This window comes from Rheinheimera sp. 1928-s (assembly GCF_029269265.1).
Lineage (GTDB): Bacteria > Pseudomonadota > Gammaproteobacteria > Enterobacterales > Alteromonadaceae > Pararheinheimera.
This window is the reverse complement of the sequence record NZ_JARIXP010000002.1, coordinates 421,093-446,980: the sequence shown is the minus strand read 5'-3', so window position 1 is coordinate 446,980 and position 25,888 is coordinate 421,093. Positions and strand designations below refer to the sequence as shown.

Annotated in this window: 23 protein-coding genes; 10 read left to right on the top strand and 13 right to left on the bottom strand. The window is 47.9% G+C overall.

The annotated features are described in order from the left end of the window. Window positions 1-9 precede the first annotated feature (9 nt). Window positions 10-402 carry a rhodanese-like domain-containing protein gene (locus P3C17_RS06880; RefSeq protein ID WP_300928718.1) on the top strand — a complete coding sequence of 131 codons (393 nt, stop codon included), beginning with the start codon at window positions 10-12 and terminating at the stop codon, window positions 400-402. Here P3C17_RS06880 and P3C17_RS06875 read toward each other — a convergent pair. Next, a complete protein-coding gene (locus tag P3C17_RS06875) occupies window positions 399-809 on the bottom strand; it encodes a DUF3429 domain-containing protein (protein ID WP_300928717.1) in 411 nt (136 codons plus the stop codon). The genes P3C17_RS06880 and P3C17_RS06875 overlap by 4 nt on opposite strands. A gap of 290 nt (window positions 810-1,099) precedes the next feature. On the opposite strand from P3C17_RS06875, the gene P3C17_RS06870 reads away from it, so the two are divergent. After that, window positions 1,100-1,885, top strand: coding sequence for a hypothetical protein (locus P3C17_RS06870; protein ID WP_300928716.1), 786 nt, complete (start codon window positions 1,100-1,102; stop codon window positions 1,883-1,885). A gap of 119 nt (window positions 1,886-2,004) precedes the next feature. After that, on the top strand, window positions 2,005-3,078 hold the full coding sequence (locus P3C17_RS06865) for a Ca2+-dependent phosphoinositide-specific phospholipase C (RefSeq protein ID WP_300928715.1): 1,074 nt from the start codon (window positions 2,005-2,007) through the stop codon (window positions 3,076-3,078). On the opposite strand, the gene P3C17_RS06860 is transcribed toward P3C17_RS06865, so the two are convergent. From P3C17_RS06860 to P3C17_RS06850, 3 genes are all read right to left on the bottom strand, one after another. Then, a complete protein-coding gene (locus P3C17_RS06860) occupies window positions 3,070-3,570 on the bottom strand; it encodes an RNA polymerase sigma factor (protein WP_300928714.1) in 501 nt (166 codons plus the stop codon). The two genes, P3C17_RS06865 and P3C17_RS06860, sit on opposite strands and share 9 nt — an antisense overlap. 94 nt (window positions 3,571-3,664) lie before the next feature. Then, window positions 3,665-6,256 carry a DUF2339 domain-containing protein gene (locus P3C17_RS06855; protein ID WP_300928713.1) on the bottom strand — a complete coding sequence of 864 codons (2,592 nt, stop codon included), beginning with the start codon at window positions 6,254-6,256 and terminating at the stop codon, window positions 3,665-3,667. Window positions 6,257-6,434: 178 nt separating this feature from the next. Continuing rightward, window positions 6,435-7,262, bottom strand: a complete 828-nt coding sequence (locus P3C17_RS06850; RefSeq protein ID WP_300928712.1) for an ion transporter — start codon at window positions 7,260-7,262, stop codon at window positions 6,435-6,437. A gap of 172 nt (window positions 7,263-7,434) precedes the next feature. On the opposite strand from P3C17_RS06850, the gene P3C17_RS06845 reads away from it, so the two are divergent. After that, window positions 7,435-7,878: a hypothetical protein gene (locus P3C17_RS06845; protein WP_300928711.1), complete on the top strand. Its 444-nt coding sequence runs from the start codon at window positions 7,435-7,437 to the stop codon at window positions 7,876-7,878. Window positions 7,879-7,908: 30 nt separating this feature from the next. On the opposite strand, the gene P3C17_RS06840 is transcribed toward P3C17_RS06845, so the two are convergent. Genes P3C17_RS06840 through P3C17_RS06825 form a run of 4 tightly spaced genes read right to left on the bottom strand, consistent with a single transcriptional unit; the run spans window position 7,909 to window position 14,288 of the window. Continuing rightward, entirely contained in the window at window positions 7,909-8,523 is a 615-nt protein-coding gene (locus P3C17_RS06840) for a TetR/AcrR family transcriptional regulator (RefSeq protein ID WP_300928710.1), read from the bottom strand. 42 nt (window positions 8,524-8,565) lie between these two features. Next, window positions 8,566-9,981, bottom strand: coding sequence for an efflux transporter outer membrane subunit (locus P3C17_RS06835; RefSeq protein ID WP_300928709.1), 1,416 nt, complete (start codon window positions 9,979-9,981; stop codon window positions 8,566-8,568). Continuing rightward, window positions 9,978-13,106: an efflux RND transporter permease subunit gene (locus P3C17_RS06830; RefSeq protein ID WP_300928708.1), complete on the bottom strand. Its 3,129-nt coding sequence runs from the start codon at window positions 13,104-13,106 to the stop codon at window positions 9,978-9,980. Before P3C17_RS06830 ends, P3C17_RS06835 begins: the two co-directional genes overlap by 4 nt. Window positions 13,107-13,124: 18 nt before the next feature. Continuing rightward, on the bottom strand, window positions 13,125-14,288 hold the full coding sequence (locus tag P3C17_RS06825) for an efflux RND transporter periplasmic adaptor subunit (RefSeq protein ID WP_300928707.1): 1,164 nt from the start codon (window positions 14,286-14,288) through the stop codon (window positions 13,125-13,127). A 199-nt stretch (window positions 14,289-14,487) separates the two neighbouring features. On the opposite strand from P3C17_RS06825, the gene hemN reads away from it, so the two are divergent. The 5 genes from hemN to P3C17_RS06800 all read left to right on the top strand — a co-directional run bounded on the left by hemN (window position 14,488) and on the right by P3C17_RS06800 (window position 19,637). After that, window positions 14,488-15,864: an oxygen-independent coproporphyrinogen III oxidase gene (hemN, locus tag P3C17_RS06820; protein WP_300928706.1), complete on the top strand. Its 1,377-nt coding sequence runs from the start codon at window positions 14,488-14,490 to the stop codon at window positions 15,862-15,864. 70 nt (window positions 15,865-15,934) lie between these two features. Then, window positions 15,935-17,263, top strand: a complete 1,329-nt coding sequence (yegQ, locus tag P3C17_RS06815; RefSeq protein ID WP_300928705.1) for a tRNA 5-hydroxyuridine modification protein YegQ — start codon at window positions 15,935-15,937, stop codon at window positions 17,261-17,263. After that, window positions 17,248-17,442 (top strand): YfhL family 4Fe-4S dicluster ferredoxin, encoded by a 195-nt coding sequence (locus P3C17_RS06810; protein WP_300928704.1) that lies wholly within the window; start codon window positions 17,248-17,250, stop codon window positions 17,440-17,442. The genes yegQ and P3C17_RS06810 overlap by 16 nt, the downstream gene beginning before the upstream one ends. A 127-nt stretch (window positions 17,443-17,569) precedes the next feature. Further along, window positions 17,570-18,010, top strand: a complete 441-nt coding sequence (locus tag P3C17_RS06805; RefSeq protein WP_300928703.1) for a nucleoside deaminase — start codon at window positions 17,570-17,572, stop codon at window positions 18,008-18,010. Between the two features lie 19 nt (window positions 18,011-18,029). Then, on the top strand, window positions 18,030-19,637 hold the full coding sequence (locus P3C17_RS06800; RefSeq protein ID WP_300928702.1) for a diguanylate cyclase: 1,608 nt from the start codon (window positions 18,030-18,032) through the stop codon (window positions 19,635-19,637). Here the strand turns inward: P3C17_RS06800 and P3C17_RS06795 are convergent. The 5 genes from P3C17_RS06795 to P3C17_RS06775 all read right to left on the bottom strand — a co-directional run bounded on the left by P3C17_RS06795 (window position 19,617) and on the right by P3C17_RS06775 (window position 23,336). Next, a complete protein-coding gene (locus P3C17_RS06795; protein ID WP_300928701.1) occupies window positions 19,617-20,678 on the bottom strand; it encodes a GTP-binding protein in 1,062 nt (353 codons plus the stop codon). The genes P3C17_RS06800 and P3C17_RS06795 overlap by 21 nt on opposite strands. Continuing rightward, a complete protein-coding gene (locus tag P3C17_RS06790) occupies window positions 20,675-21,103 on the bottom strand; it encodes a transcriptional repressor (protein ID WP_300928700.1) in 429 nt (142 codons plus the stop codon). The genes P3C17_RS06795 and P3C17_RS06790 overlap by 4 nt, the downstream gene beginning before the upstream one ends. Before the next feature lie 3 nt (window positions 21,104-21,106). Next, complete coding sequence (locus P3C17_RS06785; RefSeq protein WP_300928699.1) at window positions 21,107-21,670, bottom strand: DUF2796 domain-containing protein; 564 nt, start codon at window positions 21,668-21,670, stop codon at window positions 21,107-21,109. 83 nt (window positions 21,671-21,753) lie between these two features. Further along, window positions 21,754-22,962, bottom strand: coding sequence for a zinc metallochaperone GTPase ZigA (zigA, locus tag P3C17_RS06780; RefSeq protein WP_300928698.1), 1,209 nt, complete (start codon window positions 22,960-22,962; stop codon window positions 21,754-21,756). Continuing rightward, the gene (locus tag P3C17_RS06775) at window positions 22,959-23,336 is read right to left on the bottom strand and encodes a MerC domain-containing protein (protein WP_300928697.1); all 378 of its coding nucleotides are present in this window, start codon (window positions 23,334-23,336) and stop codon (window positions 22,959-22,961) included. The genes zigA and P3C17_RS06775 overlap by 4 nt, the downstream gene beginning before the upstream one ends. Window positions 23,337-23,454: 118 nt before the next feature. Here P3C17_RS06775 and P3C17_RS06770 point away from each other — a divergent pair, with 118 nt between their 5' ends. Next, entirely contained in the window at window positions 23,455-25,863 is a 2,409-nt protein-coding gene (locus P3C17_RS06770) for a TonB-dependent receptor (RefSeq protein WP_300928696.1), read from the top strand. Window positions 25,864-25,888 lie beyond the last annotated feature (25 nt).

The window sequence follows — 25,888 nt, the reverse complement described above, 5'->3', positions numbered from 1 at the left end:
GTTGTATTTATGTCATCTATGGTATCCAGACCAACAGCAGCGGGATCCGATCAAGCGGTTGCCCACTTTAGTGCTTTGTTGCAGTTTGAAACCGATTGTTGGGACTTGCACCATGCCATCAGCAATAAAAGAAAGGATTTTGTGTTGCTGGATGTACGGGGAGAGGCTGCTTATCAGCAAGGCCATTTGCCTGAAGCTGTGTCCTTTCCGCATAGCCGGATTTCAGCTGAAAGTCTGGCGCTTTATCCGGCCGATACTTTGTTTGTTGTCTATTGTGCCGGACCTCATTGCAATGGTGCAGATAAGGCGGCACTAAAACTGGCTCAGTTACAAAGACCAGTCAAAAAGATGATAGGCGGAGTGACGGGGTGGCTGGATGAAGGGTTTGAGTTGCTCTGTTAAAGAGACCACCAGTACAGCAGGTGACAGAACACAACCACAGTCGTCAGCTGATTTCTTAATCTATGGTAAGCGGGGCTGTAATTTAACAGGCTGCCTTGCCAGAGTTCAATCAGCCGGACTGCGATAAAAGCAGCTGCAAGCACCAGAAGCTGGTGCTGTGGCAAAAGCAAGCTGCTAAACCAGCCAACCAGAGCTATGCTCACCACCCACACAGGCAGAGATGGTCCGGATTGCTGATTAAGTAAAGGCCAGAGTGCTCCAGCCATAAAGGCCAGGATGATCTGGCTGTAACTTTGGAATGCACTAAAAGGCAAAGTAAAAGCTATAAGCTGAGGCCATAGTTGTACAAACGTCAGGCCGATAAAAGGCACTAAGCCTGCATAACCTAAGATGTGGATCAGTTGCATAAAAAAATCTCAATGAAAGGCGAAAAATTCTTATACGCAGCAGAAGATAGAGCGGATGAAAAAGTAAAAAAAAGAGGGAGAACCACAAGGGTTTCCCTCATAAAAATCCAGGACAATCCAGGGAGTTAAAGCAACACATTGACAGGGTTCGCACTTAACTGGGGCTTATTATCCGGCTGTCCCGTGGCATTTTTATGACAAGTTGATAAAGCTTTCGCGACACTTGCCAAGCCGTCTGCTTTGCGGTTCACTGCTATCCGAAGCAAGCCAAAGCCAGAATGGGATCGTGAATGTTAAAAAAATACCTGCAACAAATCCGTCAGGGCAAGCCTGTGCATTACGGTCGTATGCTGGAGTTGTTGCCTCCACTGTTTTATCAGAAAAAGTCCGAGCTATTTAAAGTACGGCAGTTAGGGTCAGGCCGTTGGCAGGTCAGTATTGTCTCTGAAGTATTGTTTCGTCAGCTTGAACAACAGGCGCTGCAGCCAGCATCACGCAAAGAAGCGGCTCAGATTGGCGACTCGCATCGGGTCAATACCTCTTTTGGTTATCAACTGGTGTATCACGAGGGGTGTCAGAACCGACAACCTGAAGTGGTGGTGCTGGATGGGACCGACAAATTCCAGAGCTATCAGGCGAAAAGTAGTTTGCTGCTGATAGAAAATGAAGAATGTTTTTTCCGTTATCCACAACTAGTGCCGGTCTGTGGTCAGATGCTGGCGTTGGATTTTTCCTTGCACAACACTGATATTGGTTTTGCTTCTGGCAGCAAAGCCAGTAGTGCTTTACTGATGCCCTTTTATCAGCAGTACCAACAGATTTATTGCGCCTTTGATTTTGATGCTGCAGCTTTAGAGCTGTTTGATCTATTAAAACAACGGCTGGGTGACAAACTAATTTTTGTAACTCCTGCTGATTTTAGTCCCTGGCAGACGTTATTTAACAACAAACCCAAGCATCCGAATCAGTTAGCCAAAGCGATAGAGTTGGCTGAAAAACACCATTTTTACGGCTTGCTGGATGCACTACAGCAAAAAGGCTGCTTTTTAGAGCAGGAAGCGCTGTTGGAAAGCTAATGGCTTGTTGTTCAGATCAACAAGGCCGACTGTATTTTTTCAGTTTCTTTGTTTTGATTGTCCCCTTTTAACCCGGCCGTGACTCTATCACTGTATTCAATATTAAAAAGGGGTAACACATGAGTTTCAGAATTTTGTTCATAGCGCTGTTCTGGTTCTGCAGCACTGCAACGGCTGAGCCACTGAAGTTAAATCAAATACAGTGGATTGGTTCGCACAACAGTTATAAACAGGCTTTACCTGATGGAGTCAGTCACTACATGCAGCAACAAGGTCAGGATACCTCATCGTTGCAGTATCAGCATTTGCCGTTGCAGCAGCAACTGGAGCTGGGGTTACGTCATCTGGAGCTGGATGTTTTGGCTGACCCTGAAGGGGGCATGTATCTCAAACCTGCAGCAGAGCAATGGTTAGGTAAATCTTTGTTGTCTGCAGAACACAAAGCAAAATTACAGCAACCTGGCTTTAAGGCGTTTCATATTCCGGATCTGGATTTTGCCTCCCATTGCCCATTATTTCAGGATTGTCTGCGTCAATTACTTCAGTGGTCTTTACAGCACAAAAATCATTTGCCAGTGGTGATCCTGCTGAATGTAAAAGAAAGCGGCGTGGCTGGGGGCATTAAGCCCCGGATTCTGACGACTGAGGATTATGCTCAGCTGGATCAGGAAATACGTGCCGTTTTGCCGGAAGAGAAGCTATTAACACCGGATTTTGTCCGAAAGCCAGGCCTTAGCCTGCAGCAAAGCGTGTTGACTAAAGGCTGGCCAAGCTTGGCGTATTCCCGCGGCCGTTTTGTCTTCTTGTTTGATGGTCAGCCAGAACAACTGGAATTGTACCGCAAGCAACATCCCTCTTTAGCCGGAAGGGTGATGTTTGGTAATTATCCACCATCCAGTGCTGAAGCCGCTATGTTGCTGCAAAACCAGCCAGAACAGCAGTTTGAAACTATAGAGCAATTGGTCAAGCAGGGTTATATAGTTCGCACCCGCAGTGATGAATTTCATCCTAAGGTTTATTCCACTGTAAGACGTGATACAGCGTTACAAAGTGCAGCTCAGATTATTTCTACCGATTTTTACCCACAGGCCCCTCAACAAACTCCGGATGGCAAAGCGGTGCAATTTCCGGATCAAAGCCTGTGGCGCTGTCATCCACAATTAACTCAGGTCAACTGTGTTATTTCAGAATAATTGCCTGCAGTGTGCCAGTTGGGCCACAGCGCGGCTGATATGTTTTTTCAGCGCTGCTTCGGTCATATTCAGCTCCAGAGCTATTTCTGCTCTGGGCTGATGATGCAGGCGGCAGCGGATAAAAACTTCACGGCGTAGCGGAGGCAACAGCAGCAACACTTGCTCCATATGCTGCACCTGTTGCTGCAGAACACACTGAGCTTCAGGATCTGAGGTGGGATCTGTGCATTCCAGTTCGTTGTATTCATCGGCGAGTTCAGTTTTTGTGTGGTTAGATTTAGAGTGATGAAAAACCAGATGCCGTGCCACAGTGATGGCATAAGCCAGAGGATTTCGCAGCTTATCAGGACTTGTATGACTCAGCAGCGCCATGATGGTTTGTTGGTACAGATCGGCTCTGTCTTGAGGTCTGTGTACTCTGGATCGCAGGTAACTTTGCAGTTGTGGACTGAGTTGCCTAATGGAGTGATGAAGTTTGTTATCTGTATTCACTGCGATCTTTAATGGTCATGCTGTGCTGCAAGAAGAATTGCGCCACAGCATGACGATTTTTTATGACATGCAGATGAAAGAGGCCAGTGATCTGTTAGTGACTTGTTTTTGTCAGTACAGGCCGTTGCAAGCGCTGAAACAGCCAGCCAAGCAACACCAGGCTTAAACCTAAACCTATAAAAGACAAAGCTCTGAGCACCCCTGTTAAGTCGTTTAAATCCACCACAAAAACTTTCAACACCACAGCGCTTAACAACACAAAACCTGCTTTACGGGCTTGGGTTTTGTTTTGCCATTGCGCCAGTAACACAGTGGCTATGGCGATCACTAAAAACACCAGCGAATAGCTGTATTGCTCGGCTACAGAGGTAGGTAAACTCAGCAGGATTTGCCCGTCCTGCCAGAAATGCCGGATAGCGCCAGTCAGGTATAAAGTGCCGGTAGCCAACGCTGTGTATAAGGCCAGTTTTTTCAGGCGAGCGGATAATGGCAAGCGGCTAAAAGCCCAGCATATCAAGGCCGGTAAGCCCCATACCAACAGCAACAGATTCAGTACTGGTACAGCACCTAAAGACTGTGTGTGCCAGAACGGGTTTTCCATCACACTCAGTTTCAAATGTGCCAGCGCAACCAGAACCACTAAAGTGGCAGCTGCAATACGATACAGCAATGCGGTATTGCCTGCCTGAGCGCTGCGCCACTGATAAATCCATGCCATCAGTAGCCAGTTAAAGGCCTGAATAGTCAGGGTATTAAAGTTCATATCGGTAAAATCAACAACGCCGTTATTTAACCAGTACTGGGTTTGCACTGTGATAAATACAGCCACCAAATGCAGTAACGCACCTTCCAGATAGCTCCGAAGGGCGGTGGCACACCACAAATACCAGCTCAGCCCAAAACACAGCAAAGCGACGGGGTAAACCACAAAAGACCAATGCAAACCAAATAACAGTTCGGTTTCATAGTGCCCAAGCAGCGGGGCTGTCGTTAAACGCACCAGCACTGCAGCAACGATCAGTTTGATTAGCCAGTGCGGCACAGGCATTTTTAACCGGATAGCCAGTAGAGTCAGCAGCACCAGTTGCGCTGCGATGGCTAAAGTTAAAGCTGCATCGGCAAGCCAAAAGGTAAAACATAACGTCAGTGCAAAGTTAGCTCCAGCCATTTGAATAAAAGCAGCGGCTTTATGGCTGGTTTTCAGCGCCATCGCACTTTGAACTGCGACCAGCAACAAGGCTAGGCAAGTCCAGAGCAATTGCAACTGCTGCTGCACCTCAACGCTGGCCTGTGCATGACTTACACCGAGTAATAGCGCAGGCAGTACGGCTAAAGCACTACTCCATTGCAGGCGCCCTGGCCATTTTAGCGCTACAGTGCACACAGGTACCGTAAAGACCAGCAATAACAACAGATGGTGTTTTACGCTGGCACTGCTTATGGCATAAGGATCTGTAGATAATCCCAAAGGTGCTTGTAGCAGCCAGCAAAGGGCAGGCAGAAAGGTCAGCCAAACCAACAGTTCAGATTTACTGTGGCTGGCTGCGCACCCCAGCATAAGCAGAACAAAAATTAACAGGCCTGTGAAACTAACGATATCTGTTGTATTAAACAGCGCACAGCATGCCACTACCAGCAGCGCCAGACTCAATATCAGCTCGCGGCTCAATGGCCACCAGCCGCGCATTGGCTGGTGGGTAAACTCCATATGTTGTGCTTTTACCCCAACAGAGGGTAACCAGACCAATAAGGCGAAACTGCCACAAAGTACCAGCCAGAACGCCCATAACTGAGTTGAACTGACTAGCCAAATTGCAGCAAAAAGCCATAACAGATGGGCAGACATCGGCAGCCACCACAGCCAGGGGCGTTTAACTTTTTGTTCTACCAGTACTGAAGATACTGTGACCAGTGAAATATATGCCAATAAGGCTGGCACATTACCTGAATCCGTGGAGACCAGCACGGGCACTGCATAAGCACCGACAATACCAATCAGTGCCAACAATGGGCCTTGTCGCAAGGACATCCAGGACGCGGCCAAAGCAATAATAGCTAAAAGTGGAAAAGCAACAGCAGGACTCAGTAATTGATACCAGTCCAGCGCGACCAGCACTGCTGCATAAAGGCTGATAAAACCGCCGCTGGACAAGGCAGCTGGTGCATAGTTGTTCAGCGCATGACCCTGACTGCGTTTATGCAGCCATTCACTGCCGATAATTAAAGTCAGACCAAAAGCCATACCGGACGCGATACGTAAAGCGGGAGATAACCAGCCAGCGTCCAGTGAATGCTTAACTAAAAAGATGCCACCTAAAGCCAGGGCCAAAGCACCAAGCCAGACCATGCCTCTTTTAATCAGTTGCTGCTCTATCCAACCTGATAGTGCTGAAAACATATCAGCGGGCGGGGCGGAAATGTCAGGTGTTGGCACAGGCTGGGTTTGAGGAATAATAGCTAAGGGGTTTAATGGATTCACATCTGCTACTGGTTGGGCTATCGCTGAAGCTACAAGTTCAGGCTCAGTCGGCAGTGCAGTTGGTGGGACTGACACACTTTTGCCCTTGAACTGTTTTTTCAACTCTGCCAGTTCAGCTCTGATTTGGCTCAGTTGCAGCATTGCCCTGATCCCACAAAGAGCACCAATGACAGCAATAAGACCAACTAAAACCATCAGACTGGTCATACATCAGGCCTGCAAATAAATAGATGAAAAGACATCCGGACACTCCATTGTATATAGCCAAGGCAAGTGATTAACATCAAAGAAACATCAGCTTAAACCAGCTGAAGCAGAAAAGGAATGCAAAGGCGGGATAGTCAAAGGACTGGCCGCGACTCAGTGCCGCGGCCTGAACAGAGTCTTAGGTGTTACGTTGTTTCAGCTCTTCTCTTAAAGCTTTTAACTCGTGTTGAATGTCAGCCAGTTGCTGGTGCATCAGTTGCTGTTCTGCTTGCTCTGCTTTTTTGTCTTCAGCCCGTTCGGCTGCATGCTCCTGATCGGTAAAGGTTTGCATGGTATTGACGATAATGGCGATAAAGAGGTTTAGCATGGTAAAAGTGGCTATTAAGATAAAAGGCACAAAAAAGGCCCAGGCATAAGGGAACTGTTCCATCACAGGTCGGGAAATACCCATAGACCAGCTTTCCAATGTCATTACCTGAAACAGCGTGTAAAAGGACGCGCCTATAGAGCCAAACCATTCAGGAAAAGCACTGCCAAACAATTTAGTGGCAATAACAGCAAAAACGTAATAAATCAGTACCAGCACCATGGCGATAGAACCTAAACCTGGCAAAGAACCCAGCAGAGCCGAAACCACGCGGCGCATTGAAGGTACGATCGACAATAAACGTAAAACCCGCAGCACCCTTAAAGCCCGCAGCACTGAGAACTGGCCGGTAGCAGGCATCAGAGCTATAGCCACTACGGCAAAATCAAACAAACTCCAGGAGTCTTTAAAAAAACTAAGGCGGTAGGCAAAAATACGCAGCAGCAGCTCGATGACAAAAATCGTCAGCAAAATTTTATCCGCCAGCAGTATTACTACACCAAAGTTTTGCATCACTGAAGCTGAGGTTTCCAGGCCTAACAAAATAGCGTTGATTAAAATCAGCACTAAAATACTGTGGTTAAACCAAGGTGTCTCGACCAGCTGCAGCACTTTTTGTTGCATGTTATGTGGTTTCATTTTTCCCTCATGACTAAAAAAATTTCCGCATTGTAGCTGCGTTCAAATGAACTTGGTAGCTGTCGTGAAACCTCCGTCACGGTGCTGTCAAAGGAATGACTTTTAGTGCTGGCCTGTATCTTGCTTTGGTACGTTCTTAGTCAGAGAGGGCGAGGAATAAAGGGCAGAGTGTATGAAACTGGATAACAGCAATCTTTTTGAAACCCTGAGCCAAATACGCTCAGGTCAGTACTCAGCTATGTATACAGCTGTAGCCAAACAAGAACCTCAATCTGTCACCGACCCAACAGCTAAGCCTGCAGACAATGCTAATGCTGAGGCGAAGACTTTAGTCTTTGACAATATGACTCGCAAGCAATTATCCGATTGGCTGACCAAGGGGCTGGACAGCGGTAAAATTCCGGCTGAGCAGGAGCAGGCATTTAGGGTGTTGTTGTATTCAGGCAAAACAGAAAGCTCAGACGAGCAAGCTGCTACGGACAACAGTGCGGTAGATTTTACTGCAAAAGCCAAAGATGCTTTAAGTAGCGCTGTGCAGCGTAACGATAAAAGCTCAATCCTGTTTTGGGCCAATGCGATGGCGACCATGAATCAGTTTCAGGGCAAAGAAAAATAAGGCAGTCTGTACTGCCTTATCTGGTCGTGGCTAAAAAGGCGACAATAAAGTCCGCAGTGCAGGTCGTAAAGCCAGCAATATAGTGTCTTTTTGCAGTTCAGGGTACAAAGTCCGACGGATTGCCAATCCACCTATCATGGCAAAAATAACATTAATACGGGCATCCAGTTCTTTGTCTGTTGCATCTTTGACCAGACTGCGTTCTCCTGTCAGTAAGCGACGCATGCGTGCTCTGGCGTGAGTGTCAGATTGTTGCATCAAAAAGGCTACTTTTTGATTGCGGGCAGCTTCAGCCAGCATTTCCAGTTCCAGTGCATTTTTATCTTTGTCTATATGGCGTTCGACACCCTGATCGGCACCGTCCAGCATAATGGTCATCAGATCGCCTGGCTCGTCTTCGAATTGCTGAAATACGGAAAACATTTCTTCCATATCGCGCTGAATAATAGCTTCGATAATGGCTTCTTTACTGTCAAAATAATTGTAAATATGACCAGCGCTCATCCCTGCAGTTTTTGAGATCTCAGCCATGCCAGCACCATGGTAACCTTTGCGACGGAAGCAATCTGCCGCAGCGGTCAGGACCTGGTTTCTGCGTGCTTCTGCTAAAGCCGGATCTGTATGTCGTTTTTGTTTTTCTGTCATAGGGCACTCCAACGCCGGGCTTGAAAGCCCGGCGACTGCTTGTTATTCAACAGGACTGGTGTTGCTCTGCCAACCACCGCCGAGCACTTTATACAAACTAATCTGACTGGCAAGCAAAGCTTGTTGGCCATTGATCAGTTGTTGTTGTGCGCTGTACCAGGAACGCTGAGCGTCCAGTACCTGCAGATAGCTGTCCACGCCCTGCTTAAAGCGTGCTTCGGACAAGGTAAAACTTTGTTGGTTGCTGTCAGCTAAGTCTTGCTGTGCCTGTAACTGCGCCGCATAACCTTCGCGATCCGCTAAACCGTCAGACACTTCACGAAACGCCTGCTGGATTTTTTGCTGGTAGGTAACCAGTGCCACTTGCTGCTGTGCTTCTGCTACATCCAGATTGGCCTGAGTCCGACCCATATTAAAGATCGGCAGGTTGATGGATGGAATAAAACTCCAGCTACCCGAACCACCTTTAAACAGATTATCCAATTCAGCCGAGGCCGAGCCAGCATTAGCCGTTAAGCTGATGCTTGGAAAAAATGCTGCTTTGGCGATGCCTATATTGGCATTGGCTGCCAATAAGTCATGCTCTGCAGCTTTCAGGTCAGGTCGTTGCTGCAATAAATCCGAAGGTAAACCCGCTGGCAATTCAGGCAACTGCAACACTTTACTCAGCGGCTGATCCGGCAACAGCTCTGCAGACACTTGTGTGCCTGTCAGCAGATCCAAAGCGTTTTTATCCCTTTGCAACAATCGCTGATAGCGGGCTATATCCACTTTGGCTGTAGCTACAGAGCTTTTCACTTGTTGCAGTGTTAAGGCTGATGCTGCGCCTAAGTTGTAGCTTTGTTCAGTCAGTTCCAGTGTTTTTTGCTGGCTGCGCAAAGTATGAGTCGCCAGCTCCAGTAGCTGCTGATCCGCTGCATAGGTCAGCCAGGCATTAGCAAGCTCTGATACCAGACTGATCTGGCTACTTAGTTGTGCCTGCTCTGTCGAATACAACTGTTGCAAGGCTTGTTCAGACTGATTACGCACCTTGCCCCAGAAGTCCAGCTCATAGGAGGTAATACCTACTGTAGCGCTGTATTGCTGATTTATTTGCGCACTGCCTGTGCCTGTTAAATCGGCAGGTAAACGCTGGCGTGTGCCTGACGCATTTAAATCCAGCGAAGGATACAAAGCTGAGTCTTCAATCTGATACAAAGCCCGGACCCGCTGCACATTTAACGCAGCGATTTGCAGGTCTTTGTTGTTCGCAAGGCTGAGCTCTATCAGTTGTTGTAACTTAGGGTTACTGAAAAATTGTTGCCAGTGCAGCTCTGAAGCCACAGTGCCAGAGCCTTGTGCTGCTGATGCATAAGCATCAGGCACAGGGAGTTCAATAGCTTGCTGTTCTGGTGCCATTTGGCAGGCACCCAATACCAGCATAGCCAGAGCACTTAAACTTAAAGATTTTAATTTCATTCGGCTTTCTCCTGTGCATGATGTTTGCCTGGGAACACACGGCGAACCAGCACAAAAAACATTGGCACAAATACCACCACCAAAATCGACGAAGCTAAAGTACCGCCTATCACTGAAATACCAAGGGCGTTCTGTGCGCCAGAGCCTGCACTGGAAGCTATTGCCAGAGGCAACACACCACAGATAAAGGCCAGAGACGTCATAATGATAGGGCGCAGACGTAAGCGTACGGCTTCAATAGCTGCTTCGACCAAACCTAAACCTTGCTCCATGCGGTGGATAGCAAACTCCACTATTAAAATGGCGTTTTTCGAGGCTAAACCTATAGTGGTCAATAAACCCACCTGCAGATAGATATCGTTCGACAAGCTGGCAAGCATTGCAGCTAATGCAGCACCAAATACACCTAATGGCACTATCATCATCACAGCTGCAGGCACAGACCAGCTTTCATACAAGGCTGCTAAACAGAGGAAGACTACTAACAATGACAAGGCATACAGCATAGGAGCCTGACCGCCACTTAAGCGTTCCTCATAAGAAATGCCTGTCCATTCGTAGGCAAAACCCGGTGGCAATTGCTTCGCCAGTTTCTCCATTTCATCCATCGCCTGACCTGTACTGTAACCAGGTGCGGCAGCACCCTGAATTTCCATCGAGGAAAAACCGTTGTATCGTTCCAGGCGAGGCGAACCATAGGTCCAGTGTGAACTGGCAAAGGCAGAGAAGGGCACCATCTCTCCCTGGCTATTGCGTATATACCATTTGGTTAAGTCTTCAGGCACCATGCGGCTGTCTGCTGTACCTTGCAGGTAGACTTTTTTCACCCGGCCACGGTCAATAAAGTCATTGACGTAGCTGCTACCCCAGGCTGTTGCCAGCGTGCTGTTGATATCAGCCTGACTGACGCTTAGCGCTTCAGCTTTAGCTAAGTCGATATCCAGTTTCAGCTCCGGCATATCTTCCTGACCATTAGGGCGCACACCTGCCAGCACAGGACTTTGTGCCGCCATACCTAACATCTGATTACGGGCCGCTAACAGTTGATCGTGACCTAAACCAGCTCTGTCCTGTAAGTGCAGGTTAAAACCGTTGGCAGTACCAAGTTCGACTACAGCGGGTGGCGGGAATGCAAAGACAAAAGCTTCTTTGATGGTGGAGAAATAGCCCATGGCTTTGCCAGCGACAGCACCTACAGACAAATGATCACCCTGACGTTCATCCCAGTGTTTTAAATTGACAAAACCTAAGGCCGCATTCTGACCAGAGCCAGCAAAGCTGAAGCCTGTAACAGTAAAGATAGATTTCACTGCTTCGCCCTGGTCCTGTAGGAAATGGTTTTCCATTTTTTCTACCACTTTTAGGGTTTGTTCAGTGGTTGAACCTGCTGGCAGCACCACCTGATTAAACAAAATACCCTGATCTTCGTCCGGTAAAAAAGCCGAAGGCAACTGGCTAAAAATGTACACCATACCGCCAAAAATCAGCGCATAACATAACAGGTAGCGTTTGCTTTGCTGGATCATACGGCTGACAAAGTTTTGCGTGCCTTTGTTGGTTTTATCAAAACCACGGTTAAAACCAGAGAAAAATTTCCCTAAGACAGAGCTGTCGTCATGCACATGGCTTGGCTTTAATAAAGTGGCACACAAGGCTGGTGTCAGAATTAAAGCCACCAATACAGACAGGCCCATTGCAGAGACCAAAGTGATAGAGAACTGACGGTAAATTACCCCAGTAGAACCACCAAAAAATGCCATAGGAACAAAGACCGCTGACAACACCATGGCGATACCTACTAAAGCACCTTTGATTTCATCCATGGATTTACGGGTGGCTTCAAGCGCAGATAAACCCTCTTCGGTCATCACCCGTTCGACGTTTTCAACGACCACTATGGCGTCATCGACCAATAAGCCTATCGCCAGAACCATAGCAAACATAGTCAGGGTATTAATGGAATAACCAAAGGCCGATAAGATGGCAAAAGTACCCAGCAATACCACAGGCACAGCGATGGTCGGAATTAAGGTAGCGCGGAAGTTTTGCAGGAACAGATACATCACCACAAACACCAAAACCACAGCCTCAATTAAGGTATGTACTACTTTTTCAATCGACAACGAAACAAAAGGTGTGGTGTCGTAGGGCACCACCGCTTTTAAGCCCGCGGGGAAAAAGGGTTCCAGATCGGCAAGGGCTTTTTTCACCCCTGATGCTGTATCCAAAGCGTTAGCACCACTGGCCAGTTTTACACCAATACCTGAGGCAGGTTTACCGTTAAACCGGGCTACAACACCGTAGTTTTCGCCACCCAGTTCCACAGTGGCTACGTCAGCTAAGCGCACCACAGAGCCGTCGCTGTTGGTCTTTACCAATATTTCGCGGAACTGTTCCGGGGTTTGCAAACGGCTTTGTGCTGTGACTGTGGCATTTAATTGCTGCCCTTCGATAGCAGGCATGCCACCTAATTGTCCGGCAGACACCTGAGCATTCTGCGCACTGATAGCGGCGCTGATATCCGCAGTTGTTAATTTGTAGTTTTGCAGTTTGGCCGGGTCTAACCAGATACGCATCGCATACTGAGAACCAAACAGCTGCACTTCACCTACACCATTGACACGTGAGACTATGTCCTGCACGTTGGACGCAACGTAATCGCCTATGTCGATATTCGTCATGCTGCCGTCTTCTGAGACAAAACCAGCCACTAATAGGAAGTTACGTGCAGACTTGGCAACAGATACCCCTTGGCGCTGCACTTCTTGCGGTAACAGCGGAGTGGCCAAAGCCAGTTTATTTTGCACCTGAACCTGGGCTATGTCCGGATCGGTTTCTGCACTGAAGGTCAAGGTTAAAGTCACTGAACCATTGGACTCAGAAGTGGATGACATATACATCAGTCCATCCAGTCCTTTCATCTTCTGTTCTATCACTTGCGTAACCGTATCTTCCAGCGTGCGGGCTGAAGCTCCCGGATAGCTGGCACTGACACTGATAGCGGGCGGTGCTATGGATGGATACTGCGCTATGGGCAAAGACTGGATGGCCAATATACCGGCCAACATCACCACTATGGCCAGCACCCAGGCAAAAATCGGCCTGTCGATAAAAAATCGTGACATGAAAATTCTCCGTTGGCGTTACTGTGGGCTGGCCTGAGCTGCTGAATCGGCAGGAACAGCCTGAACCGGTGCACCCGGACGTATTTTCTGCAGGCCTTCAACAATCAGCTGATCGCCTTCATTTAAGCCACTGCTGACCAGCCAGTTAGAACCTATAGTGCGGTCAGCCTGTAAAATACGGGCTTCGACTTTGCCTTCTTTGCCAATCACCATGGCAGTGGCTTCGCCTTTACTGTTGCGGCTGATGCCACGTTGTGGTGCCAGAATAGCATTGGCTTTCACGCCTTCCACCACTTCGGCCCGCACATACATGCCCGGCAGTAATAACTTTTCAGGGTTAGGGAACTGTGCTCTTAAGGTGACAGAGCCTGTGCCCGGATCGACAGTCACTTCTGAAAATTGCAAAGTGCCTTTGTGTGGATACACAGAACCATCTTCCATTTTCAGTTCAACTACAGTCTGAATGGCAGCATCCGAACCTAAAGCACCAGAGGCCAGCGCTTTTTTCAATTGCAGCATCTCGTTGCTGGATTGAGTCAGGTCGACATAAATTGGGTCCAGTTGAGTCACAGTCGCCAAAGCTGTGCTTTGATTGGCACTGACTAAAGCACCTGCAGTGACCGCAGACTTACTGATCTGGCCGCTGATAGGAGACAACACCTTGCTGTAATTTAAATCAATCTGGGCAGTTTTTAACTGAGCCTGAGCTGTCAGTAAATCGGCCTGAGCTTGTTTATAGCTGGCGTCCGCTTCATCAAATTCCTGCTGACTGACGGCTCTGATTTTTAACAATTCGGTATAACGACCGGCTTTGGCTTTACTGCTGGCGATGCTGGCCTGAGCTCGTGCCACAGCTGCTTTTGCGCTGGAAAGCTGTGCTTCAAAGGTCGCAGGATCAATCTGATACAAGGCCTGACCAGCTTTCACTTCACTGCCTTCGGTGAATAAACGCTGCATGACTATGCCGTTCACCTGAGGACGGATTTCAGCAATTTGCGAAGCGGCAACACGGCCAGGTAATTCTTTAGTCAGGGTAACGGCCTGACTTTTCAGAGTGACCACACCAACAGGCATGGCCTGTGCAGCAGGTGCTGCACCTTGTTCAGCCTGGCCACAACCGGCCAAAGCAACAGAGCCCGCCAGGGCTGTCAGGGCAATAAATACAATGCGGGAACGCTGCATCTTTAAAATCTCCATTTAGAGTGAACGTTCATTCTAAATTGTTTTTTCGTATTTCGCCAGTTCAATTTGTCGCCGTTTTGCAGGTTTTTGTCGTGAAAACTGGATTGCAGTGCAGGAAAAACAAGCTTTGTTATTTCAGATCAAGAGACTGCGAGCTTGAGTCTTTTACACTTTGCTTAATTTTGTTGCAGGGGAAATAATGATGGACTTAGCACCACAGCTTTTATGGTCTTCCGATTTAATACAGAAGTATTCGGTGAATGGACCACGTTACACCTCTTACCCTACGGCTTTATCTTTAGTGCCTGACTTTCCGGCTTCAGCAGTGCAGGCGGCTTTGGCGGGTTCTGCTGCAGAGCTGTGCTTGTATCTGCATATCCCGTTTTGCCAGCAGCTTTGTTATTACTGTGGCTGCAATAAAATAGTGACCCGCCACAGCACAAAAGCTGATTTGTATCTGTTGGCGCTGGAACAGGAGATGGGGCTGTATCAGCACTTATTAGCAGACAAAACTATTTCGCAGCTGCATTTAGGTGGTGGCACTCCAACCTTTTTAACTGAAGAGCAATTGTCATTATTAATGCAGCTGCTTCGTCAGCATTTTGTGTTTCAGGCTGATGCAGAGCTGTCGATAGAAATAGATCCACGCAGTTGCACTCTGGATAAACTGGCGCATCTGCGTGAACTTGGTTTTAGCAGGCTGAGTTTTGGTGTGCAGGATTTCGACGAACAGGTGCAAGTTGCGATTAACAGAGTGCAAAGTGAGGAGCTGGTTCGGGTTTTAGTTCTGCATGCCCGGGCTTTAGGCTTTACCTCCATCAATCTGGATTTGGTCTATGGTTTGCCTTATCAGCAAATCACAAGTTTTGCGGAAACTCTGGATAAGGTACTGCAACTGGATCCGGACAGAGTGTCGTTGTTCAGTTACGCCCATATGCCGACCCGTTTTGCTGCGCAGCGTAAAATTCCAACCCAGAGCCTGCCGCAAGGGGAAGATAAACTGGCCTTGCTGCAATTAGCGATAGAACGTTTTAGTCAGGCGGGGTATCAGTGTATTGGTATGGACCATTTCGCCAAAGCCACAGACAAACTGGCAATAGCTCAGCAACAAGGCAAATTACAACGTAATTTTCAGGGCTATACCACAGCAGGGCAGGATGCGTTGGTGGGTTTAGGCGTGTCCTCTATCAGCCAGGTAAACGGCGTGATCTGGCAAAATCAGAAAGAGCTGAAACAATACCAGCAGCAGTTAGCCTTAGGCCAATGGCCGGTGGATAAAGGCTTGAGTTTAACTAAGGACGATAAAATCAGAGCAGCTTTAATCAGCCAGCTGATTTGCCATTTTGAATTAGATATACCCGGCTTTTGTCAGCGTTTTGCTCTGACGGACTTCTGGGATTACTTTGCTGATGTGTTACCTAAACTGGAACCATTGCGTATGGATGGCCTGGTCAGTTATTCCAACGATCATATTCAGGTGACTGCACCAGGCCGGTTGCTGGTGCGGGTTGTGTGCGCCTGTTTTGATCGTTATCTGGCGACAAGTGACAATTTGAGTTATTCCAAAGTGGTTTGATCCAACGCAAAACGCTGAGCTGAACAGGCGCTAAGATGCGCCTCATTTTTCTATTCTATGAGTTGCAGCGATGAATGCTCCGGAACTTTTATCCCCAGCAGGCAGTTTAAAGGCCATGCGAATGGCTTTTGCTTATGGTGCTGACGCAGTGTACGCAGGTCAGCCGCGTTTTAGCCTGAGGGTGCGTAACAACGAATTTGATCTTGAAACTCTGGCTATCGGCATCTGTGAGGCTCATCAACAGGGTAAGAAATTCTATCTGGTGGTGAATATTGCACCGCATAACAGCAAGTTGCAGCGTTTTGTCGAAGATATGGCACCGGCTATAGCACTGAAACCTGATGCACTTATTGTGTCTGACCCCGGTGTGGTGTTTTTATTACGCCAGCATTTCCCGCAGGTGCCTTTGCATTTGTCGGTGCAGGCCAACACAGTGAACTGGGCGGCCGTGTTGTTCTGGCAGCAACAAGGCATAGAGCGTGTCATTTTATCCCGTGAGCTGGCGCTGGAAGAAATAGCGCAAATCCGCGAAAAAGTACCGGCTATGGAGCTGGAAGTTTTTGTGCATGGTGCGCTTTGTATGGCCTATTCAGGTCGTTGTTTATTATCAGGCTATATCAATAAACGGGACCCTAATCAGGGCGCTTGCACTAATGCCTGCCGTTGGTCTTATCAAAGCCATCAGGCTGAGGAAGATGAAGTAGGACAATTCAGACCTGCCGCTTCAGCATTGCCAGATCCCGTGTTGGTGGAAGAACAAGGCAGACCAGGTGAGCTGATGCTGCTGGATGAAGACGAACATGGCAGTTATATCTTTAACTCGAAAGATTTACGTGCTGTGCAGCATGTTCAGGCTCTGGCCGCTATGGGTGTGCATTCGCTAAAAATAGAAGGCCGTACCAAGTCGCCTTATTATGTGGCCCGCACTGCTCAAGTGTATCGCCAGGCTATAGATGATGCGATGACGGGCAAAGCTTTTGATCCGGTATTACTGCAGCAACTGAATGGCATGGCAAACCGTGGTTTTACCGAAGGTTTTTTGCGCCGTCATGTGCCTGCTGATTTGCAAAACTATCAAACCAGCCACAGTGAAGGTGAACAACTGCTGGTGGGCGAATTTAGTGGCGAAATCAACGCTCAGGGCCAGGCTTTAGTGCAGGTCAAAAATCGTTTTACCTTTGATGATCAACTCTTGCTGATGACACCAGCGGGCATCATGTCAGTAGATGGCATTTTTTATGCGGAAGAGGGTTGCCAGTTGCTGGTAGCGCCAGGTTCTGGTTATCAGGTCTGGTTGCAGCTGCCTGATGGCGTCAGCCCACAGCATGCTTTTTTACTGAAGCAGCAAAAAGCGCAGGTTCAACTGACGTGTGGGGAAAGTGCATGTCAGTGTGGATAGAAGCAGACTGTATTAACTGTGATCTCTGTGCCCCGGAATGCCCGAATATGGCTATTTACAGAGGAGAGCAGCAGTATCAGGTGGACGCCGAACTTTGTACTGAATGTGTGGGTTTTTATCACAAACCTGCTTGTATTGAGGTTTGTCCGCTGGATTGCATCGAGTTTGTTTCTGTGTAAAGCCGCAGGAAAGAGATTTTTTTAAACCATCTTCACTCTTTTGCAGGTTTTATCACTAAACTATTGAAACAGAGCCACAACCTTAACAGGATCTGGCTGATTTCAGATGAGATGCAGGATGGTGTGAATGACTGACCCTTTTATGTTAGCGGCTATAGAGCAGGCCAAAAAAAGTTTAGCTGAAGGAGGGATCCCTATAGGTTCTGTGCTGGTGATCAATGGGAAAATTGTCGGGAGAGGTCATAATCAGCGGGTGCAAAAAGGCAGTTGTGTCTTGCATGCTGAAATGGATTGTCTGGAAAATGCCGGTCGTTTAACAGCCAAGGACTACCAAAGCGCAGTCTTGTATTCCACTTTATCCCCTTGTGATATGTGCAGTGGCACTGTGTTGTTGTATGGTATTCCTAAAGTAGTGGTAGGCGAAAACCGAACTTTTCAGGGACCTGAAGCTTATGTTCAAAGTCGCGGAGTGGAGCTGGTGATCCAGGACAATGCCGAATGTGTGCAGCTGATGCAGGACTTTATCGCGACTAAACCAGAATTATGGAATGAAGATATAGGGGAATAACGTGAAGCCATGGTGCGTTATGCTCAGTGTGCTTATGGCTGCTGCTCAGGCTTCAGCCCAGATACCAGCGGTTGAAAACCACAACTCGGGCTGGCTGTTTTTAGCCGCCGCTGCACTTTGCATTATTCCTGCAGTATTGGCTTTTCTGATCTTTGTGTTTCGGGTTAATCGTAAACTCAAAGCAATTGTGGCTGCTGGTCAGCACTCTACCTTGATGCAGCAAAATCGCAGCAGAGTATTAGCGATGATTGTTGAGCAGGCTCCCCTTAAACAAGTGTTGGATGCCTTGGTTGAAGGAGCAGAGCAAATGGATCCGTCAGCCTACTGCACAGTCTTGTTACTTGATGAACAAGGGCTGTTACATGTGGCTTCAGCGCCACATTTACCTGCTGAATACAATGCAGCTATCGACGGTATTGCGGCGGGTTATGGTGTGGGCTCCTGCGGTACTGCAGCCTATTCAGGTGAGCGGGTGATAGTTGAAGATGTGCGTGTTCATCCTTACTGGCAGCCTTATCAGGCTCTGGTTGATTTAGCCGGTATTTGTTCCTGTTGGTCTGAACCTATTAAAAACCGTCAGGGCAAAGTACTGGGTACTTTTGCTATTTATCATAAAGAGGTGACAGTACCGTCGGAGCAGGATATCCAGTTGATTAGCGAAAGTGCAGCTTTGGCAGAAATTGTGATAGAGCGCATTAATGCGATCGAAGCGTTAAAACGCAGCGAAGAGCGGCACCGTTTATTGGCCGATCATGCCACTGATGTGATCTGGACTATGGACCTCAATGGTTATTTCACTTATATCAGTCCTTCAGCGCAGAAGCTGACAGGTTTTACTGTCGCTGAGCTGATGCAACAACAAATGCTACAACTGGTGACACCTGAGTCTTATGCTCAGGTGAAATTACAAATGAAAAAAGCCGCCAAAGCTTTGCAAGACGGAGAAACCTATCCGGATTATGTCGGAGAAGTAGAACAAGTATGCAAAGACGGCCGCCGGGTCTGGAGCGAAGTTAAAATCTCCGGTATGTATGATGCTGAAGGTCAGTTTGTAGGTATTTTGGGGGTCAGCCGCGATTTAACCGAGCGACGCAAAATTGAAGAGCGGATGCGTTACATGGCGCAGCACGATACCTTAACAGGTCTGCCCAACCGCACTTTGTTTGCCGACCGATTACAAAAGGCATTGCAATACGCTATAAGGCACCAAAAATCTTTGGCCCTGATGTTGCTCGACTTAAACAAATTTAAACCTGTGAACGATACCCATGGCCATGCAGTGGGCGACTTGTTATTACAGCAGGTGGCTGAGCGTTTGCTGTGTGTAATCCGATCGTCCGATACAGTTGCTCGTATCGGAGGGGATGAGTTTATTATTCTGTTGCCACAAATTGACGAATTACATCACGCGGCCATAGTGGCCGAAAAAATTCAGCATGCTATCGCCAGACCTTTTGATATTCATGGTTTGGAGATCCACATTAGCTGCAGTATAGGCCTGGCCTGTTACCCAGAGGATGGAGAGACTGATCTGGCTTTGACCAAACTGGCTGATCAGCGCATGTATCAGCAAAAATCTGCTGTGGAGCAGACGCGTCTGAACCCTTCAGACCTGCAAGCCGAGTAAGGGGCGCAGGCTTTTTTCCAGTTGTTCTCTGGATAACTGGTCGGTAATAAACACCAGTTTGCTTTGCCTGTCGTCATTGGGCCAATGTGTCAGCACAGCTGTTGGGTGCAATAACTGCTGCACCCCATGGATCACTATAGGGCCGGGAAATCCTTCCACGTTTAAAATTGCTTTTACACGCAGTAACTGATGACCCATCTCAGGCAATAAGGCGTCCAGCCAGAGTTGGATAGCCAACAAAGTTACAGGGCGGGTTATCTGATAGCAGTAGGTGTTGATCGTATCCTGGTGTGCGCTTATTTCAGGGGCAGTTGAAGCTGGAGATGATATCACCTGGCTGGAGTCCAAAGGTTCAAACTGTGCAGAACCAAAATTCAGCCAGTGGGTCAGTGGTGTGACCGACTGGACGGGCTCTACATGATCCAACTCCAGCAGAGCAGAGAGAGCAGTGACGCCCTGATCAGAGTGCTGCACAGGGGCAGTTGGGTTGAGCTGGCGAATGTGCTGCTGCACCTGGGTTAGAGTGTCCTCATCAGCCAGATCCTGTTTGGTTAACAGGATCAAATCGGCTACCGCAACCTGACGTTTAGCTTCCCGGTACTGACTTAAGGTATGCGGCGCATTCACAGCATCTACCGTAGTCACAGTGCCCTGCAATCTGTATTGCTGAAAAATTTTCTGATTGGAAATCAGCGTACTGAGTATAGGGCTTGGGTCTGCCAGCCCCGTAGTTTCGATAATAACCCGGTCAAAACTTTTAATGCCGTTGCGGCTGAAACGCCAGCTGATGTCAGTCAGGGTTTTCACCAGATCGCCTCGTGTCGTGCAGCAAATGCAGCCATTGGACAGTTCAACAATTTGCTCTTCAGTGCTGCGACTGACCAACAAATGATCCAGGCTGGTTTCGCCAAATTCATTGATAATCACCAGGGCTTTACTGAAGGCTGGATCTTTTATCCACTGGTTCAATAAGGTTGTTTTGCCGCTGCCTAAAAAGCCGGTCAACAGATAAAGCGGAATACGCTGTGAGCTTATGGTCATTTTGTATGATCCTTTTGGCAAGATGCACATATGCCATGAAATTCAACAGGCTGTTGATGTAACTTAAAACCTGTGGCTGCTATTTTGCGTTTTTGTTGTTGCAGTGGATTTGAGCTGGCCGAAAACGTCACGGCCTGGCAAATTTCACAGATCAGGCACTGGCCAGGTTCCGTCAGGCCACTGGGCAAAGCGACAAATTTATTGACCGACACCAGCTTCACGATCAACTGCTTCGCCAGTAAAAAATCCAGACAGCGGTACACCAGCATAGGGTGAATGATCCGGCCTATTTGTGGGCGCAACAGGTCGATAATTTCATAAGCAGACAAAGCACGTTGTTGCTGTTGCATCAACATATACACGGCTTTGCGGTTGCCGCTGAGCTTCAGCTCCCTTTGTGTTTGCTCTGTTGTGGCTGTCTGCATAGGTTAGTTCAGCGATAGCTGATGGTCAGCCGGTGTCAGAGTGGTAGCGGACTGACCCTTTTCAGTGATCCAACTGCTCTGGATCTGCTGCAGGTCTGGGAACAGGCTAAATAAATTCACCTTTAGCGTCACGGGCTCTGTAACCGATGTACAACTGAACTGATAACTGCTTTCTATATCGGAATGACCTGTATGCTTGTGGTCATGGTCATGGTCATGGTCATGTGAGTGTTTGTGTTCAGTCTTTGCATGCTGCAGTTCGGCCAAATTCGATTGATGGTGCTTCAGGTGACAGTCTGCCCCTGCAATGCTAAACAGCTTGTCAGGCTGAGCCAGCAGCGTTTTGGCTTTTTTGACGGTATCAAGTTCAGCCTGTGTTTCTGGCTGATGTTCAAAACCCAGAATATCTGAACCTGTGGCATAAAAGCTGATCTGTAAATCTGTCGCCAGCTGAAATAGCTCAAGCCGGGCTACCCCATGCTGATGGGCTCTGGTGTCAGGTTGTTCAGCCTGAGCGCAGATACTAAGCAGGGTACAACAGCTGACAAAAATATAAGATAAGCGCATAGACATTCTCCGGATATTGTAAGTGGGTCCGCCGACTTAAAGCTGAGTCGTTCAGTAGTGTCAGGAGTTGAATAGTGTTTGCATCAGGCAAATTCCGCCTGAAAAGGGCTGGCGAACGTTTTCCATTCGTTGATTGACTGCGCCAGTTCTTGTTCAGTCAGCAGGCACTGCTCTAATTGTTTCAGCATCTGTGCCTGATCCAACTGCTGACCAATAAACACCAGTTCTTGCCGGCAATCCCCAAAAGGCCCGACAAAGCTGCTTTGAATACTGTGCACTGCTTCAGCGTCATCCGGCCATTCCTCTTGTGGTACTGCATGCCAGAACAAACCTGCCATACCATAACGGGCTATGCCACCGGCCTGATGCCATTGCCATGCATAGTCAGGTTCACTGGCCAGCCAGAAATAACCTTTAGATCTCAGTAACTTGCCTTGCGGCCAGTCCTGATGCAGGAAATCATAAAACCGCTCTGGATGAAAAGGAACACGGGCCTGAAAGGCAAAGCTGCTGATGCCATATTCTTCTGATTCGCTCTGATGTTCGCCCCGTAACTCTTTTAACCAGCCTGGGGCTTGCTGGGCTTTTTCAAAATCAAATAAGCCTGTTCCCAGCACTTTATCGATGTCAATTTTTCCCTGACTGGCCTGATGGATTTGAGCCGTACTATTAAGTTTGCGCAGTATGGCTTTGAGTTCCTGCAAATCGTGCTCACTGACCAAATCTGCTTTGCTGATCACTAACAGATCACAAAACTCCACTTGTTCGATCAGAAGATCCGCCACACTGCGCTCGTCCTCTTCACCCAAACTTTCGCCTTTGTCCTGCAACGAACTGGCTTCACGATAGTCTTTTAAAAAGTTCACTGCATCGACCAGTGTCACCATGGTATCGAGCCGGGCTATATCGGATAAACTCTGGCCTTCTTCATCAGCAAAAGTAAAGGTTTCAGCTATAGGCAGGGGCTCTGAAATACCTGTTGATTCAATGACTAAATAATCAAAACGGCCTTCGCGGGCTAAGCGGCCCACTTCCAGCAATAAGTCTTCGCGCAAGGTGCAGCAAATACAGCCATTGGACATTTCCACCAGTTTTTCTTCAGCACGATTCAAACTGACTTCGTTTTTCACTGTGGCGGCGTCAATATTCAGCTCGCTCATATCATTAACAATCACCGCCACTCTGCGGCCTGCTCTGTTGTTAAGGATTTGATTTAGCAAAGTTGTTTTTCCTGCACCTAAAAAGCCGGAGAGCACAGTGACGGGTAATCTTTTATCTACGGAGTTATTCATAGTGAATTCGCCACTGCAGCAGGAATATGGGTATTCAGCAGGCGTCTGTTCAAAAGATGCGCTGCAATCAGAATAAATCCACCTAAAACCGCCAGCACAGGCTCAGCGGATTCAGGCACAAAAAGAGAGAGCAGCAATAAACTAAAACCCAGACCGCCAATCAGTAACGGCTTCATATTGCGATGTTTCACCCAGGACAGCGGCAGACTCCAGGCCAATATCAGACTGATGGGCGCCAGCAATAAATAATGCACCCACTCGGATTCAAACCAGGCGCCAATCAGACCTACACCACCCAGCGCCAACAACACAGGCGTAAACAAGCAATGCAGGATACAAAGCCCTGATAAACACACTCCTAACAGATCTTTCATGATTTTTGCCTTATTTGATGGTGCAGGGACTTGCCAACTTACGATGATTTCGTGATATGTTATATTATCACAATTCGTGAAAGCAACTGAAACTGATTTTGTTTTTTTGGGGAAGTGCATGGGTAGAAAAACTTTATTGGCCAGTCTGATCGCCGCTGGTCTGAGTGGTCAGGTATGGGCTCAGTCAGTGCAGGGTACTGTAGTGGATGAGCAAGGACAGCCTGTAGCTGAAGCCTGGGTCACAGTAGTTGGGCAGAATAAAAAGGTGAAAACTGACGCTGCTGGTCGTTTTGAATTTCAGGCGTTGCAAGGTCATCACACTGAATTACATATTGAAGCAAACAGTTTTGCGCACCGGAATTTTCAGCTGGAGTTACCAGCACAGGGCATGCAATTTGCGTTAAGTCCTACTGCACTTGAAATCATTGATGTGAAAGCCAGTCCATTTCATGCTTCCAGCACAGAATCTGCTTTGCCTGTCAGTGTGCTGGCTGGTGATCGGCTGAAAATGAATCAACAGTCTACTTTGGGCGATACGCTGAAAAACGAAGTAGGGGTGCACAGTAACTTTTATGGCTCTGTGGCCAGTAGCCCTATTATTCGTGGTTTAGATGGCCCACGGGTTCTGATCACGCAAAATGGTTTGGATGCTGGTGATGCATCACGGGTTGGTCCTGATCATAGCGTGTCGGCTGAAGCCAGCACAGCCAGTCAGATAGAAGTCTTACGTGGACCTGCCACTTTGTTTTACGGCAGTGGCGCTATTGGTGGTGTGGTCAACGTGGTGGATAACAGAATTCCCACTGAGCAAGTCACCAAAGGCGAGTGGATGCTGCAGCGCGAGTCGGTGAATAACGAAAAACTGGCTTCAGGTTCGGCTCAGACCTTTGTTGGTCAAACCGGTTTGTATGCTGACGTATTTTGGCGTGATAACGATGATTACAGCATTCCGGGTGAAGCAGAAGTGCATCACGATGAAGACGAGCATGATCACGAAGAAGGCGCATCAGGCAAAGTCGCCAACACAGCAGCAACAGCCAAAGGTTTTAGCTTAGGCAGTAGTTACTTACTGGAGAACGGTTTTGTTGGTTTGTCTTTTGGTCAGTTAAAACGTGAGTACGGTATTCCGGGTCATAGCCATGGTGGGCATGCACACGAAGATGAAGAACATGCGGAAGAGTCTGTGTATGCCGATCTGAAACAAGACAGAGTGCAGTTTTTAAGTGAGCTGAATTTTGACCTGCCATGGCTGCAAAAGCTGAACAGCCGCATTGCTTACACAGACTATCAACATATGGAAATTGAAGAGGGTGTCGTAGGTACCACCTTCAAAAACCAAAGTGAAGAAGCCCGTTTTGAATTACTGCATCCGGTGATTGCCGATTGGCGTGGTGGTGTCAGCCTGCACTACAAGCACAGTGATTTTGAAGCTGTAGGAGCTGAAGCTTTTACTCCTCCGTCAACCAGTGAGATGCTGGCTATTGCTCTGATGGAAGAGCGGCACTTTGGCCCAGTGTTATTGCAACTGGGTGCCCGTACTGAGCAGGTGACTATCAATGCAACTGATGTATTGTTACCCCCACTTGCGGCGCATTCGCACGACGAAGATGCGCATGATCACGATCATGATCACGGCGCAGAATTTATCCGTGTGTTTGATGTCGAGCATAAGTTTAAGCCCTACAGCTTGTCCGCTGGTGCTGTCTGGGATTTTACTGAAGGTTACAACTTAGGTTTGTCGTTATCCCGCTCTGAGCGTGCTCCTTCAGCTTCTGAGTTATTGTCATTCGGCCCTCATATTGGCACTGGTTCTTATGAAATAGGTGCTTTATTCAGCCTCAATGACGACCTGCACGCAGAACAAGCCATAGTGCTGAATCGCCAACCGATAGAAATGGAAGTGGCGAATAATCTGGACCTGACCTTCCGTAAAATCAACGGTGATATTGGTTTGGTATTTAATGCCTTCTACAACAAAGTAGATAACTACTACTACCAGCAAAACACAGGTTTGTTCGCTGAAGACGGCCATAACCATGATCATGGCGACGAAGAGGGTCATGATCACAGTGGTGAGTTGCCGGTTTATCTTTTTGTTGCAGAAGATGTGATTTTGCATGGTTTTGAATCACAGCTGGTGTGGCAAATTGCCCAGCCTTATCGCTTCACAGTACAGRCCGATTACATTCGTGCACGTCTCGACAGAGGGGGTGATTTACCCCGCACTCCGCCACTGCGTTTATCCAGTGAACTGGCCTATGAAGGCGATCAAATCTCCGCCGATCTGCGCCTGACCCGTTATTTCAAACAAGACAAAGTCTCAGAGCTGGAAAGTGCAACTGCCGGCTACAACCTGCTGGATGCATCAGTCAGTTATCACTTCAGCGGTGCCTTACAGGACATAGTGCTTTACGTCAAAGGTGAAAACCTGACGGACGAAGAAGCCCGTGTTCATACCTCTTTTTTGAAAGACAAAACCCCCTTACCAGGCCGTTCTTTGGGCTTAGGTATTCGTGGTCAATTTTAAGTTTTGTCGCGGCTGTACTGTTCCT

Bases quoted from the DNA above. Each gene is read 5' to 3' on its own strand.
- P3C17_RS06880 (WP_300928718.1), top strand. From the start codon at position 10: ATGTCATCTATGGTATCCAGACCAACAGCAGCGGGATCCGATCAAGCG.
- P3C17_RS06875 (WP_300928717.1), bottom strand. From the start codon at position 809: ATGCAACTGATCCACATCTTAGGTTATGCAGGCTTAGTGCCTTTTATC.
- P3C17_RS06870 (WP_300928716.1), top strand. From the start codon at position 1,100: ATGTTAAAAAAATACCTGCAACAAATCCGTCAGGGCAAGCCTGTGCAT.
- P3C17_RS06865 (WP_300928715.1), top strand. From the start codon at position 2,005: ATGAGTTTCAGAATTTTGTTCATAGCGCTGTTCTGGTTCTGCAGCACT.
- P3C17_RS06855 (WP_300928713.1), bottom strand. From the start codon at position 6,256: ATGACCAGTCTGATGGTTTTAGTTGGTCTTATTGCTGTCATTGGTGCT.
- P3C17_RS06850 (WP_300928712.1), bottom strand. From the start codon at position 7,262: ATGAAACCACATAACATGCAACAAAAAGTGCTGCAGCTGGTCGAGACA.
- P3C17_RS06845 (WP_300928711.1), top strand. From the start codon at position 7,435: ATGAAACTGGATAACAGCAATCTTTTTGAAACCCTGAGCCAAATACGC.
- P3C17_RS06840 (WP_300928710.1), bottom strand. From the start codon at position 8,523: ATGACAGAAAAACAAAAACGACATACAGATCCGGCTTTAGCAGAAGCA.
- P3C17_RS06835 (WP_300928709.1), bottom strand. From the start codon at position 9,981: ATGAAATTAAAATCTTTAAGTTTAAGTGCTCTGGCTATGCTGGTATTG.
- P3C17_RS06830 (WP_300928708.1), bottom strand. From the start codon at position 13,106: ATGTCACGATTTTTTATCGACAGGCCGATTTTTGCCTGGGTGCTGGCC.
- P3C17_RS06825 (WP_300928707.1), bottom strand. From the start codon at position 14,288: ATGCAGCGTTCCCGCATTGTATTTATTGCCCTGACAGCCCTGGCGGGC.
- hemN (WP_300928706.1), top strand. From the start codon at position 14,488: ATGATGGACTTAGCACCACAGCTTTTATGGTCTTCCGATTTAATACAG.
- yegQ (WP_300928705.1), top strand. From the start codon at position 15,935: ATGAATGCTCCGGAACTTTTATCCCCAGCAGGCAGTTTAAAGGCCATG.
- P3C17_RS06810 (WP_300928704.1), top strand. From the start codon at position 17,248: ATGTCAGTGTGGATAGAAGCAGACTGTATTAACTGTGATCTCTGTGCC.
- P3C17_RS06805 (WP_300928703.1), top strand. From the start codon at position 17,570: ATGACTGACCCTTTTATGTTAGCGGCTATAGAGCAGGCCAAAAAAAGT.
- P3C17_RS06800 (WP_300928702.1), top strand. From the start codon at position 18,030: ATGCTCAGTGTGCTTATGGCTGCTGCTCAGGCTTCAGCCCAGATACCA.
- P3C17_RS06795 (WP_300928701.1), bottom strand. From the start codon at position 20,678: ATGACCATAAGCTCACAGCGTATTCCGCTTTATCTGTTGACCGGCTTT.
- P3C17_RS06790 (WP_300928700.1), bottom strand. From the start codon at position 21,103: ATGCAGACAGCCACAACAGAGCAAACACAAAGGGAGCTGAAGCTCAGC.
- P3C17_RS06785 (WP_300928699.1), bottom strand. From the start codon at position 21,670: ATGCGCTTATCTTATATTTTTGTCAGCTGTTGTACCCTGCTTAGTATC.
- zigA (WP_300928698.1), bottom strand. From the start codon at position 22,962: ATGAATAACTCCGTAGATAAAAGATTACCCGTCACTGTGCTCTCCGGC.
- P3C17_RS06775 (WP_300928697.1), bottom strand. From the start codon at position 23,336: ATGAAAGATCTGTTAGGAGTGTGTTTATCAGGGCTTTGTATCCTGCAT.